Here is a 12,869-nt window from a genome sequence, read left to right on the forward strand (position 1 = left end):
GGCACCCAATTAAACAGCGATGTGAAGAATCACGTCACTGGCTGCGAGGATGACACCTCATAGAAGCGGCACATGATTTAGCGAAAGCTAACCGAATGCGGAGCGGTAGTTCAGTCGGTTAGAATACCGGCCTGTCACGCCGGGGGTCGCGGGTTCGAGTCCCGTCCGCTCCGCCACTAATTTGAAGGCCTTCCCTGACGGGAAGGCCTTTTTGCTTTTAAGCCGATCTAAAGGATCCAAAAGCCCGGTCATATGACCGGGCTTTTTTCGCTTCGCACGATGTATCGCCGTGGCCACCACACTCCCCTAGTAATAGATGCAGAGCCAGACGGTCGTCTCGGTTGGGTGGGTCCACTCCACCCTGTGCTGAAGGTGGGCTGGGATGTTGATGTAGTCCCCGGGCCCGAGATGTACGCGCTCCTGCACCTCGGTATCCGGGGTGATGAAGACCAGGATGGCCTCCCCCTGCACCAGCAACACCCATTCGTGTTCATCCTGATCGAACCACTCCCCGGTGGGGGTCTGCTGTCCCTGGGAGAGGATGCGTTCGATGCGAAAGTGGTTCGTGCTGACCAGATCCGTGAACACTTCATTGGGCAGGGGGGAGGGGATTTGGCCGAGCAGGTTGCCTGTGTGCATGGGCTTCTCTCCGGTTGATGGGCGAGTGACTAGCTAAGAGTGTAGAAGCTGGGGACGAGACCTCACACTCAATGGTGAGATTCTTATGGGGCTTTAAAGTGGAAAAGTTAGGGAAAATGCCGGCTGATCCGCTGTAATTTCGCCAAATTCTTGCTATTTTGCGCGCCATCACGCAAACGATTTCCATCACACTTTCAGGATGAATTATGGCAACGCAAGAAATGACGGCCCGTACCGGCAACGGCGGATTTCTGGACTCCTATTTTTCCATTACCCAGCGTGGAAGCTCCGTGCGCCAGGAACTGGTCGCGGGGCTGACCACCTTCCTGGCCATGGTCTACAGCATCATAGTGGTGCCGAACATGCTGGGCGCTGCCGGCTTTGAGCAGGGGCCGGTGTTTGTCGCCACCTGCCTGATCGCCGCCTTCGGCTCCCTGCTGATGGGTCTGTGGGCCAAGCTGCCGATGGCCATCGGCTGCGCCATCTCCCTCACCGCCTTTACCGCCTTCAGTCTGGTGCTGGGTCAGGGGTTGAGCATTCCGGTCGCACTGGGGGCCATCTTCCTGATGGGGGTGCTGTTTACCCTGATCAGCGTCACTGGCGTGCGCCAGTGGATCCTGGACAACCTCCCCTCCGGCATCGCCCACGGCACCGGCATCGGTATCGGCCTGTTCCTGCTGCTGATCGCCACCAATGGCGTCGGCATGGTGATCAAGAACGAAGGCGCCGGTCTGCCGGTGCAGCTCGGTGAGGTCACCGCCTTTCCCGTGATCATGACGGTGCTGGGTCTGGCTGCCATCTTCGGCCTGGAGCGCCGCAAGGTGCCGGGCGGCATCCTGATGGTGATCATCGCCATCTCCATCCTGGGCCTCATCTTCGACCCGAAAGTGACCTGGCAGGGCTTCTTCGCCATGCCGAGCCTGACCGGCGAGAAGGGCTCCCTGGTGGGTAGCATGGATGTGCTGGGTGCCCTCAATCCGGTGGTGATCCCCACAGTGCTGGCGCTGGTGATGACCGCCGTGTTTGACGCCACCGGCACCATACGTGCCGTGGCCGGCCAGGCCGGGCTCATCAACGAACGTGGCCACATCATCAGCGGCGGCAAGGCCCTGACCGCCGATTCCGTCAGCAGCATGGTCGCAGGCGCCGTCGGTGGTGCTCCGGCTGCCGTCTACATCGAATCTGCCGCTGGCACCGCCGCCGGCGGCAAGACAGGCCTGACCGCCACCCTGGTCGGCGTGCTCTTCCTGCTGATGATCTTCCTCTCGCCCCTGAGCTATCTGGTGCCGGCCTACGCCACCGCCCCGGCCCTGATGTACGTCGGCCTGCTGATGCTGGGCAACGTCACCAAGCTGGACTTCAACGACTCGGTCGATGCCCTCTCCGGCATGCTGTGCGCCGTCTTCATCGTGCTTACCTGCAACATAGTCACTGGCATCATGCTGGGCTTCGTCGCGCTGGTCGTGGGTCGCCTGTTTGCCGCCGAGTGGAAGAAGCTCAACATCGGCACCGTCATCATCGCCTTGGCGCTGGTGATCTTCTATGCCGGTGGTTGGGCCATCTGATCAACCCGGTTATCGAGAAGGGCTCCTGCGGGAGCCCTTTTTTATGGTTGTGAGGTGGTTAACAGTTCTTCCTCATGTGCCTTCCGGATGTTTCAGAGTGAAACGACAGACCCTCCCCTTCCGTTCCAAATCCGAACCGGAACGACCGTCATTTTTCTCCCGATTGATCCCGTTAGACTGGCTCCATCAATCATCTGCCCCCCGTGCGGTGGCAAGCCAAGGAGTGAGCCATGAAGAAGCTGATCAATGCCGTCGATGCCGTGGTCCGTGAACAACTGATGGGGATGGCGGCCGCCCACCCCGAGCTCAAGGTGCGGATCGAACCCCACTACATCACCCGCGCCGACGCCCCCGTGATGGGCAAGGTGGCGCTGGTCTCCGGTGGCGGCAGCGGCCACGAGCCGATGCACGGCGGTCTGGTAGGCAAAGGGATGCTGGATGGCGCCTGCCCCGGCGAGATCTTTACCTCCCCGACTCCGGATCAGATGTACGAGTGCGGCCAGGCGGTCGATGGCGGCGCCGGCGTGCTGTTTCTGGTGAAGAACTACACCGGGGACGTGCTCAACTTCGAGACCGCGGTCGAGCTGCTGCACGGTGACGGGGTCAAGGTGGGCTTCGCCCTGATCGATGACGACGTGGCGGTCAAAGACAGTCTCTATACCGCCGGCCGTCGCGGCGTCGCCACGACCGTGCTGTGCGAGAAGCTGGTCGGGGCCGCCGCCGAGGCGGGCTACGATCTGGCGCGCTGTGAGGCGCTGGCCCGCCGCATCAACAACCAGAGCCGCACCATAGGCGTGGCCATGCATGCCTGCACCGTCCCTGCTGCAGGCAAGCCCTCCTTCACCCTGGCGGACAACGAGGTGGAGTTCGGCGTCGGCATCCACGGCGAACCCGGCATCGAGCGCCGCCCCTTCACCGACCTCAACACCCTGGTAGACGACATGTTCAAGGAGCTGGCCGACAACAGCCCCTATGGTCGCACCCTGCGCCACTGGGATCGTGACTCCGGCAGCTGGCAGGAAGAGCACACCTTTGTCGAGCCATTGAATGCGGGAGACAGGGTCATCGCCCTGGTCAACAGCCTGGGCGGCACCCCCATCTCCGAGCTCTACGGCGTCTATGCTCGGCTCGCGGCCCTGTGCGAAGAGGCGGGCATCCACCTGGTGCGCAACCTCATCGGCCCCTACTGCACCTCCCTCGACATGACCGGCATCTCCATCACCCTGCTCAAGGCGGATGACGAGCTGATGACCCTGTGGGATGCCCCCGTTCACACCCCGGCCCTGCGTCGCGGCTGCTAAGGAGCCCTCATTCTCATGCTAAGCAAACACCAGATCGTCAACTGGCTGCTCGACTGCGAGCACATCTTCACCGAGCAGCGCGACTACCTCACCGCGCTGGATACCGACATCGGTGACGGCGACCACGGCCTCAACATGCAGCGTGGCTTCACCAAGGTGGCGGAGAAGCTGCCCGCGGTGGCGGACAAGGACATCGGCCAGGTGCTCAAGACCACCGGCATGACCCTGCTCTCCTCGGTCGGTGGCGCCAGCGGCCCCCTGTACGGCACCTTCTTTATCCGGGCGGCGGCCAGCAGCGATGCCTGCCAGAGCCTGACCCTGAGCCAGCTCGGCAAGATGCTGGGCGACGGGGTGGAGGGGGTCGTCTCCCGCGGTCGCGCCGAACCCGGTGACAAGACCATGTGCGACGCCTGGTGGCCGGCGCTGGCCGCCCTGCAACAGGCCGAGCAGCAGGGCCTGCCGCTGCCCGAGGCGCTGGACAAGGCGGTCGCGGCCGCTGCCGCCGGCACCGAAGCCACCATCCAGATGCAGGCCCGCAAGGGGCGCGCCAGCTATCTCGGCGAGCGCAGCATCGGCCATCAGGATGCCGGGGCCACCTCGACCCTGCTGCTGCTGACCGCCCTGCGTGACAGAGCGAGGTTGTGACATGATCGGCATCGTAGTGGTCTCTCACAGCGCCCTGCTGGCGGCCGGATTGAAAGCCCTGGCCGACCAGCTCGGCAGCCCGGCGAAGCTGTTGCTGGCGGCCGGGGTCGATGACCCCGATCACCCCATAGGTACCGACGCCATCGCCGTGATGAGTGCCATTGAAGAGGCGGACGACGGCAGCGGCGTGCTGGTGCTGATGGATCTGGGCAGCGCCCTGCTCAGCGCCGGGACCGCCCTCGAGCTGCTGCCCCCGGAGCTGGGCGCTCGGGTACGGCTCTGCCCCGCCCCCCTGGTCGAGGGGACCCTGGCCGCCGTGGTGGCGGCCGGATCCGGCCTGACGCTGGACGAGGTGGCCGCCGAGGCGCTCGGCGCCCTGGGCCCGAAACAAGGGATGCTGGCGGGTAAGACAGAGCCGGAGGCCGTCGAGGCTGCCCCTGTGCCCGACGATGGCTGGCTGCGCTGCGAGGTGGCGGTGGAGAATCCCCACGGCCTGCACGTGCGCCCCGCCGCCCGGCTGGTGGCCGCCCTCAAGCCCTTCTCCGCCGAGCTGAAGCTGCAAAAGGGGGACAGAGAAGCCAACCCTCGCAGCCTGACCCGGCTCACCATGCTCGATGTGCGCCAGGGGGACAGGCTTATCCTGCTGGCGCGAGGGGAGGATGCCGGGGCGGCGCTGGACGCCTTCAGGCAGCTGGCCGAGGTGCGCTTCGGCGACTGAGGGGCAGACCCTTCAATACAGGCCCCGCCATGGCGGGGCCTGCTGTTTTCGCCGTGCCGGCGTGCCTCAACCCTGATAGTCGGCAGGATCCATGTCGAGCAGTTTCAGCCGTCGCCACAGTGTGGTGCGGCTGATCCCCAACTGCCTGGCCATCAGGCTGACCTGCCCCTTGCTGGCGTGAGCGCTGCGCAAGATGGCCTGGCGCTCCAGCTCCGCCAGGGTGAGCAGCGGCGGCCCCATCACGGCATCCGCCGCGGGTTGATGGCCGTGGCGGATGGCCACCGGCAGCGCCTGTGGCGGGATCAGGGCCTCGCTGCTGTGGAGCAGGGCGTATTCGATGGCGCTGCGCAGCTCCCCCAGATTGCCGGGCCAGGGGTAGGCCAGCAGGCAGTCGAGGGCCGCCGGGTTGAAGCGCCGCCCCGGCTCTCGCCCCTGCGCTACCAGCTGCTGGCTGATAAGGCCGGGCAGGTCGGCGGTGCGTTCCCTCAGGCTAGGCAACCACAGCTCGCACCCCTGTAGCGCATAGAGCAACTGTCGGCCGAAGTGACCCTCCTGCACCCGCTGCTCCAGCGGTGCACTGCTGGTCGCGATGATCCTCACCCTGAGGGGCAGGATGCGGGCGGAATCGAAACGCTGGATGCAGCCGGTCTTGAGCAGCTGCAGCAGGGCCGCCTGCATGGGGAGAGACAGGCACTCCACCTGCTCCAGCACCAGGGTGCCGCCGTGGGCCAGCTCGAACTTGCCGGCCCGCTCCTGTCCCGCCTCGTCGGAGCCCATCAGCTCCAGTGCCATGCGATCGCCGGGCAGCGCCTGGCAGTTGAGCGTGACGAGGGGCCCGGCGGCCCGTTCGCTGCCGAAGTGGATGGCTTCCGCCAACTGGACCTTGCCCACCTCCTCTTCGCCCCGCAGCAAGACGGGGCCCTGCCCCCTGGCAGCCTGGCGGGCGTGGCGCAGCAGCTTGCGCATGGCGCTCGATTCCCCCACCAGGGCGGAGAGTTCGGGGACCGTCTGGCGCAGCCGATGGATGGCGCGCAGCCTGTCGGCGGGGTGGAGCAGGGCGATAAAGCCGACCCCGTCGGGACCGGGCAGTGGTTTGAGGCTCACCAGGGCGTCGATGAACTCTCCCGTGCCGGTGCACTCCAGCGTTACCTCCACGTGGCTCAGGGGGGCCCTCTCCTCGATGGCGAGCTGCAGGCGCCTAGGCAACAGCAGGTGGCGATCGAGGGGCTGGCCGAGGCAGAGATCCGGGTCGAGTCGCAGCCGGCTGGCCGCCAGCGCGTTGAGGTAGCGCAGCCTGCCCTGGGGATCCCAGGCCAGCACGCCGTCATCCATGCCGTCCAGCAGGGCATAGAGCTCACTCAGATGGTGCTGGGACTCCTGCATCAGGCGCTCCATCTGCAGCAGGTTGGCCAGCTCGCGGCCGGCGCTGACGGTGAGTGCCAGATCCCCCGGCGCGGCCTCCTCCACCCGGCAGATCAGGGCCACTATGGCGACCTGGCGGCCATTGCTGTCGTAGACAGGGCTGGCGCAGCAGTGCCAGGGGTGGAGGCTCTGGTTGAAGTGCTGGGGGCCGCTGACGCAGAGCGGTATCCCCTCCAGCGCCGCCAGATTGATGGCATTGGTGCCGATGCGTCCCTCGCTGAAGAAGGCGCCGGGACCAAAGCCGAGCGCCGCCAGTTTCCCCAGGGTTTCGGGGTGGCCGGTCTGGGCCAGCAGGCAGCCGCTCTCGTCGGTGAGCAGCAGGGCGCAGGGGCGCCCCTCCATGAATTCGTAGAGATCCTCGAGGGCCATCTCGCCCGTGGTGAGCAGGTCCCGCTTGCGCTGGCGCAGGCTGTGCAGGGTCTGGCCCTTGGCGCTGTGGGGCGGATGCCAGAGGGTGGCGCTGGTCTGGTGGGCACAGCGCAGCCAGGAGGCTGGCAGGTATTCGGGCCATGACGGGGGTGGCAGGGGGGAGGGTGACATGGTCGCTGGGTTATCCGACAAGGGGGAAGGGGTCATTTAACCACCCTTGCCAGCCCGATTCAGTGAGCTATCTCAGAGTGTGGCCTCCCCGCTCCGGGCGGCGGCATCCACCGCATCAGCCGCCATCAGCAGGCCTGATCTGCCGCAAGATGACAGGGGGGGCCGAGGCCCCCTGTCATCGCTTCACCGCGTTCCCTCAGATCCCCGTCATGCCGATCTCGTCGAGCTGGACATGGGCCCCCTGGCGCAGAGTGTAGAGCACGGCCTCGGCGAGATCCTCCACCTGCAGCCAGCCCGGTTTGCGATCCCCCGGGCAGGCCGGTGGCGGCACCTGTACCAGGCCGGGACAGAGGGTGTGGACGCGTATGCCCTGGTGCTGGACTTCTTCCCGCAGCGCCTTGGCAAAGCCCAGGACGGCAAATTTGGCGGCGCAGTAGACGCTGGCCCTCGCATAGCCGTGCCTGGCGGCCTGGGAGGCGATGTTGATGATGGTGCCGTGACGGTTGGCCAGCATGTCCGGCAGGCAGGCCCGGGTCAGCAGGAAACTGCCCTTGGCGCAGGTGTCCATCACCCTGTCCCACTCCGATTCCGGCAGGTCCTGCACCAGATAGTCGCTGCCTACCCCGCTGTTGTTGACGAGCAGATCGATGGGGCCGAGCAGGGCCCTGGCCTGGGCGTGCTGGGCTCGCACCTGATCGCCGTCGCTGACATCCAGCACCAGGGGCAGCACTCTCACCCTGTATCGGGCTCCGAGCCGTGCCGCCTCCTGTTCCAGCAGCCCCTGGCGACGGGAAGCCAGGATCAGTTCCACCCCCTGGCTGGCCAGGGCCTCGGCGATGGCCAGTCCGATCCCGCTGGCGCCACCGCTGATCAGGGCGCGTGTTGCTCTCAATGGATTCATCTCGTTCTCCTTCTGAATGGTGCCCGCATTGTGGCGGGTGGCTCAGGGAGAGGACAGGGGAGGCGGGGGGCAGATTCGAACCCTGGTTCGTGTTTTGGCGATCCGGCTCGAACTTTGGTTCTGGTCTATCACCTTGCCAGGGGGCGCGCCGTCACGACAAGACAGAGACGCCGCCCAGCGGGCGGCGTCTTCGAGGGGATTATTCCGCCTTGGGCGGCTCGGGTGCCTCCAGGGCGGGCGCCGGCTCCCCTTCCTTGATCCAGGCATCCAGCAGGGTATAGCCCACCGCCAGCACCACGGGGCCGATGAAGAGCCCTATGATGCCGAGCGCCAGCAGGCCGCCGATGACCCCGACCAGGATCAGGATCAGCGGCAGGTCGGCCCCGCGCTTGATAAGGAAGGGGCGCAGGAAGTTGTCCATGGTGCCCGCCAGCAGGGACCAGACCAGCAGGAAGGTGCCCCAGGTGGTGTCACCGCTCCAGTAGAGGTAGCCGACGCTGGCCAGCAGCACGGGGAAGGGGCCTATCTGGGCGACGATCAGCAGGAACATCAGCACCACCAGGATCATGGTGTAGGGAATGCCGGCGATGAGCAGGCCGAGCCCCGCCACCGAGGATTGCACCAGGGCGGTCACCACCACCCCCATGGCGACGGCGCGGATGGCCTGGGAGGCGAGCACCACGGCATTGTCGCCGCGCTGGCCCGCCAGGCGGTGGGCGAAGCGGCGAATGCCGTCCGCGGCCTTCTCGCCAGAGTGGTAGAGCAGGCCGCAGATGGCCACGGTCAGCAGGAAGTGAACGAACAGCAGGCCGAGGTTGCCCGCCTGGGCTGCCAGCCAGCGGGCGGTCTGGCCGAAGTAGGGGGCCAGCTTGGCGAACAGCACCTGACCACCGCTCGCCAGGATCTGCTGCCAGAACTCGTACAGCCTGTCACCGACCAGGGGCAGCTGTTGCAGCCAGAGCAGCTCGGGGGGCGGCGAGTGGCTCAGCTCGGTACCGAGGTCGATGAGCATGGGGGCCTTCTCCGCCACGTTGGCCAGCGCCATGAACAGGGGGATGACGAACATCAGCAGCAGGATGACGCTCATCAGCAGGGCCGCCAGGGTACGCTTGCCCCACAGCAGGCGTTGGGCCATCTGCATCAGCGGCCAGGTGGCGATGGTGATCATGGTGGCCCACACCAGGGCGGGCAGGAAGGGGCGCAGCACCATGAAACACGAGATGATGAGCAGGCTGAGGAACAGCACGCCCAGGGTGATCTTGGCCAAATCCACTTTTTTCATATTCATGACTTTCCCTTTAACGAGGGGTAGGGCTCCCGGGAGGGGAACCGGTCGGGACGACGGAGAGCAGCCACCAGAGCCCGGCACTCAGCCAGAACCCCAGGCCGCCATAGAGTAACCCGTTTCCGGCCAGGATCAGCAGGGAGCTGCTGGTGAGCATGGGCACCACGAGCAGCAGCCCGGCGATGACCAGGCCGCCGGCCAGGGCCAGCAGTGCCGCACGGAGGGCGGGAGTCGGGTGCCGTTCGAGTTGTAGCAGATTACCCGATGCGAGCCCCAGGGTGAACATGGCGAGTCCCCCCAGGGTGGTGGACTGGGTGAGCCAGGCGGCCAGGGTGCTGACCAGCAGCAGAATTGCCCAGGGGAACTGGCGCGCAGCCAGTGCAGCCAGGGGCGCGCGCAGCGCCAGCAGCAGGGCGCCCAGCGCGAGGCCTGCCACCACATCCGAGAAGAAGTGCACCCCCAGCCAGACCCGCGCCACTCCGGCCAGCCCGGCCAGCAGCAGCGCCAGCACGCCCCCATGCCAGGGTCTGAGGGCCGGCAGGCTGGTCAGCAGCAGGCCCCAGTAGAGCAGGGTCGAGGCGGCGTGGCCGCTCGGCATGCCAAAGCCCTGGGCGCTGCGCTGCGCCAGCAGGGGGTCGAGGTGGAAGGGCCTGGGCCAGGCTATCCCCTCCTTGAGCAGGTTGACCACCAGGGTGAGCAGCACCATGGCAAACAGCAGGCTGCGCACCCTTGGCCAGCCCAGCAGGGGGAGCAGGAAGGGCAGCAGGGCCAGCTGGAAGGGGGCGGAGCCCAGCAGGTTGCCGGTCAGGAGCCAGGTGGAGTCCGGCCCCAGCCACTGCTGCAGGCGCTGGATCGGTGGCAGCTCGGCCTGGTGCAGGGCGCTGGCCCCGGCGCTGAAGTCGGTGACCCACTGCACCTGGCTCTCTGGGACGTCGGCCAGCCGGGGAGCCAGCCAGTCCAGCTGCGCCGGGAAACGACGCTGATCCTGGGGCAGCTGGGTGGCATCGATCAGCCTGGCATTGAGGATCTCGCCGCCGAGGTTGGGGGCCCGCAGTATGGAGACGAAGCCGGAGCCGGTCTGGGCCTGGATGGGGGAGAGGGTCTGGCAGGCGAACACCTGCGCCCTCTGCCAGCGCCCCAGCTCGGCGGTGACGCGCCCTCGCAGCCCCGTCTCCTCGTACAGCTCCCGCAGTGCCGCCTGGGCCGGGGTCTCCCCCGCGTCGATGTAGCCGCCACTCAGGCTATAGCGGGAGGAGATCCTGTCTTGCACCAGCAGCAGCTGCTGCTGGTGGCGGATCACGCAGGCGCCCGCCGAGGGGGGCGACTCGGCGGCGCGCAGGGGGGCGCAGAGGGTGCCAAAGAGCAGGATCAGGAAGAAGGCGGTTCGGATCATGATGGGCCCATGGCAAGGAGATGGGGACAAGGGTCACAGAAATCAGATACTTGGGCAATGACTTCCCGACGAGGGGGCGTCAGCCAGGGGAGCGGACGGTGCGATCTGGGGCGGAAGGATTGCCGTCTGCCCGGGCAGTCCCTAGTATTGGCGGCTATTGTTCTTCTCATTCAACACATCTTGGGGCCCTTCATGCGACAGTTCGGTTTCTTCCTGGGGATTGCCATCGGCGTCATCCTGATACTGTTTGGCAGCATCGTCATCTTCCAGGCCCTGCCTGCGGCGCTGGACGTGCTGGAGATGCCGAGCCGCATCCCCTTCGTGCGCGAGGTCTACACCTGGCTGATGAGCAGCGCCAATGGCCTCACCGCCCAGCTGGAACAGAACTTCCTGGAGGCGTTCCAGACGGTGCTCAAGCTGATCCTGCTCATCACCTTCATGTGGGTCTGCGTCAAGCTGGTCAACATGGGGGTACTGATCATCCGGGCCGGCGTCGATCTGATCCGTACCGCCATCGAGCACAGCGAGGACAAGGTGGCCAAGCCCACGGAGCAGGACCGCCACTTCTAAGGTTTACGCCTCCTCGCAGATAGACGACAGGCCACCCCGGGGTGGCCTGTTTGCATGGTGGTGCGGCTTGCCCGAACTCAGTTGAGCAGCTTCTCCAGCTCGGCTTCCGCATCCGCCCTGGCCTGATCGCTCAGGGCTCCCGCCTGCTCTTCTCCCTTGCCGGCCTGTGGCTGCACGGTGGCGGCGGCGCTGCTGGCGGCCTGCGTGGCACCGTCGGTCATCGCCTGGGTGGCCTGTTGCTGCGCGGTGGCGGCCTGTTTGGCGCCGTCGGTCACCGCCTTGGTGGCCTGTTGCTGCGCGGTGGCGGTGGCGCTGCTGGCGGCTTGTTTGGCGCCGTCGGTCACCGCCTGGGTGGCCTGTTGCTGCGCGGTGGCGGTGCTGCTGGCGGCCTGTTTGGCACCGTCGGTCACCGCCTGGGTGGCCTGTTGCTGTGCCGTGGTGGTGGCGCTGCTGGCAGCCTGCCTGGCGGTGTCGCTCACCGCCCGCTTGGCGGAATCCGTCACGGCCTGATTGGCCTGCTGCAGGGTGCCGGTGACGCTCTTGTTCACCTTCTGGGTCGCCGCGCTGGTGGCGCCGTTGACCGCCTGGCTGGCGGAGTTGGAGATCGCCTGGGTCGCGCTCTGCTGCAGGCTGCCCACCATGTTGCCGAGCAGGGAACCGCCGGAGCCCGTCATGGCCTGACCGACGCCACCGAGGGCGGTCGTCGTGGCCGCGGAGGCGGTCTGGCTCTGCCAATCCTGCATGGTGCTGGGCCAGACCGGGGTGGCCGCAGTCAGGTTCTCACCGAATACCTGGGTCGCCCCGTCCCCCTTCTGCAGCATGACGGCAAGCTGGTTGGTGTCGGCGTTCCACACCATGCCGGCCTGCTTGGCCGCGTCCGGTATCGGGGCGTAGCGGGAGACCACGTAGAACAGCGGCCCCTCCTGCTGCAGCTCGTTGGCGGTCTTGAGCAACTGCATGGTGGTGTCGTAGTTGGGTCCCAGCATGGCGGTCATTCTGTCCTTGATCAGCGGCTGCTCGAACAGGTTGGCCTCGTTCGGATCGAAGCCGACCAGGGGCTTGAGCAGGGCCCACATCAGCTGGCTGGTGGGGCTCATCATCAGCAGGGGGGCCACGCAGGCGGACAACATCAGGCTCAGGCAGGCAGCCTTGAGCAACGGCATGATACGCATCGACAACATATCCAAGTAATTATTTGATTATTAACTGTTATTCATTGCCGTCCCACGGCAATGCCAGCCGAACCGGCCCGCCGCTTCGTGGTTGGATCCGGCGGGCGCAGGCAGGCTACCATATTGCTTCCGGAATGCCAGATGAGCCGACATTTATTGGTCAAGTAGGCGACCCCGTTGGTCGCTTTAGTGCATCACTCCCCTCAGTCACAGGTGTCACCCATGATCCGAACCGCGTTTTGTCTGTTTGCCCTCGGCGGCCTGTGCCCCGTGCTGGCCGCCCCGGCATCGAACCCCCTCAGCCACTCGGTGGGCACCGAGCTGGTGCTGCCGCTCGGATCCTTGCCCGAGCGGGTCTGCTGGTATCAGGATCAGAAATATTCCCTCGGTGCCCGCATCCAGCAGGGGGACCTCTGGCTGGAGTGCGCGCCGCAGAACGTGCAGGAGAGCAACGGCCCTCTGGCCTGGCGTGAGCCTGCCGTGCTGCAGCCCCTCGAGGAGGACGCGAGCAACAAGGTGACGATCCGCGTGGGTCAGTGAGCCTTTTCTTGATCCAGCTACAGACATGGGCGTGATCTCTATCGCATAATGCGGCTCTTTCTTCTCTTGACTGGGATCTAGGCAATGGCTCGTCGCTCTTCCAATGCACAACGTCGTCGTAGCAGCTGGTGGTACAAACGCTTGTTGGCAAGGGAGCGGGAAGAGCGCGAAGCGCGTT

The 12,869-nt window shown here is 66.1% G+C and carries 12 protein-coding genes and 1 tRNA gene; 7 read left to right on the forward strand and 6 right to left on the reverse strand.

The features are described 5' to 3' along the window. Positions 1–99: 99 nt before the first annotated feature. Positions 100–176 (forward strand) — tRNA-Asp (locus tag BN1132_RS01865). A 130-nt stretch (positions 177–306) separates the two neighbouring features. On the opposite strand, the gene BN1132_RS01870 is transcribed toward BN1132_RS01865, so the two are convergent. Next, positions 307–639, reverse strand: a complete 333-nt coding sequence (locus BN1132_RS01870) for a cupin domain-containing protein (protein WP_042074476.1) — start codon at positions 637–639, stop codon at positions 307–309. A gap of 206 nt (positions 640–845) precedes the next feature. Between BN1132_RS01870 and BN1132_RS01875 the strand changes: the two genes are divergently transcribed. The 4 genes from BN1132_RS01875 (at position 846) to dhaM (ending at position 4,868) form a co-directional block, all read left to right on the forward strand. Then, the gene (locus tag BN1132_RS01875; RefSeq protein ID WP_042074477.1) at positions 846–2,204 is read left to right on the forward strand and encodes an NCS2 family permease; all 1,359 of its coding nucleotides are present in this window, start codon (positions 846–848) and stop codon (positions 2,202–2,204) included. A gap of 230 nt (positions 2,205–2,434) precedes the next feature. Further along, positions 2,435–3,505 carry a dihydroxyacetone kinase subunit DhaK gene (gene dhaK / locus BN1132_RS01880; RefSeq protein WP_042074479.1) on the forward strand — a complete coding sequence of 357 codons (1,071 nt, stop codon included), beginning with the start codon at positions 2,435–2,437 and terminating at the stop codon, positions 3,503–3,505. Between the two features lie 15 nt (positions 3,506–3,520). Further along, the gene (gene dhaL, locus BN1132_RS01885) at positions 3,521–4,150 is read left to right on the forward strand and encodes a dihydroxyacetone kinase subunit DhaL (RefSeq protein ID WP_042074481.1); all 630 of its coding nucleotides are present in this window, start codon (positions 3,521–3,523) and stop codon (positions 4,148–4,150) included. Position 4,151: 1 nt separating this feature from the next. Beyond that, complete coding sequence (dhaM, locus tag BN1132_RS01890) at positions 4,152–4,868, forward strand: dihydroxyacetone kinase phosphoryl donor subunit DhaM (protein ID WP_042074483.1); 717 nt, start codon at positions 4,152–4,154, stop codon at positions 4,866–4,868. 66 nt (positions 4,869–4,934) lie between these two features. On the opposite strand, the gene dhaR is transcribed toward dhaM, so the two are convergent. The 4 genes from dhaR to BN1132_RS01910 form a co-directional block, all read right to left on the reverse strand. After that, entirely contained in the window at positions 4,935–6,830 is a 1,896-nt protein-coding gene (gene dhaR / locus BN1132_RS01895) for a dihydroxyacetone kinase operon transcriptional regulator DhaR (RefSeq protein WP_167335693.1), read from the reverse strand. 196 nt (positions 6,831–7,026) lie between these two features. After that, the gene (locus BN1132_RS01900; protein ID WP_042074485.1) at positions 7,027–7,731 is read right to left on the reverse strand and encodes an SDR family oxidoreductase; all 705 of its coding nucleotides are present in this window, start codon (positions 7,729–7,731) and stop codon (positions 7,027–7,029) included. Between the two features lie 199 nt (positions 7,732–7,930). Continuing rightward, positions 7,931–9,019: an AI-2E family transporter YdiK gene (gene ydiK / locus BN1132_RS01905; protein ID WP_042074487.1), complete on the reverse strand. Its 1,089-nt coding sequence runs from the start codon at positions 9,017–9,019 to the stop codon at positions 7,931–7,933. Between the two features lie 10 nt (positions 9,020–9,029). Further along, positions 9,030–10,409, reverse strand: coding sequence for a bifunctional NUDIX hydrolase/phosphatase PAP2 family protein (locus tag BN1132_RS01910; protein ID WP_042074489.1), 1,380 nt, complete (start codon positions 10,407–10,409; stop codon positions 9,030–9,032). A 192-nt stretch (positions 10,410–10,601) separates the two neighbouring features. On the opposite strand from BN1132_RS01910, the gene BN1132_RS01915 reads away from it, so the two are divergent. Continuing rightward, a complete protein-coding gene (locus BN1132_RS01915; RefSeq protein ID WP_005330064.1) occupies positions 10,602–10,979 on the forward strand; it encodes a hypothetical protein in 378 nt (125 codons plus the stop codon). 77 nt (positions 10,980–11,056) lie between these two features. Here the strand turns inward: BN1132_RS01915 and BN1132_RS01920 are convergent, their stop codons facing one another. Further along, complete coding sequence (locus BN1132_RS01920) at positions 11,057–12,151, reverse strand: hypothetical protein (protein WP_042074534.1); 1,095 nt, start codon at positions 12,149–12,151, stop codon at positions 11,057–11,059. 222 nt (positions 12,152–12,373) lie between these two features. Here BN1132_RS01920 and BN1132_RS01925 point away from each other — a divergent pair, with 222 nt between their 5' ends. After that, on the forward strand, positions 12,374–12,691 hold the full coding sequence (locus tag BN1132_RS01925) for a YnjH family protein (RefSeq protein ID WP_157005284.1): 318 nt from the start codon (positions 12,374–12,376) through the stop codon (positions 12,689–12,691). The last annotated feature ends 178 nt before the right edge of the window (positions 12,692–12,869 follow it).

The organism is Aeromonas sanarellii, assembly GCF_000820085.1.
GTDB lineage: Bacteria > Pseudomonadota > Gammaproteobacteria > Enterobacterales > Aeromonadaceae > Aeromonas > Aeromonas sanarellii.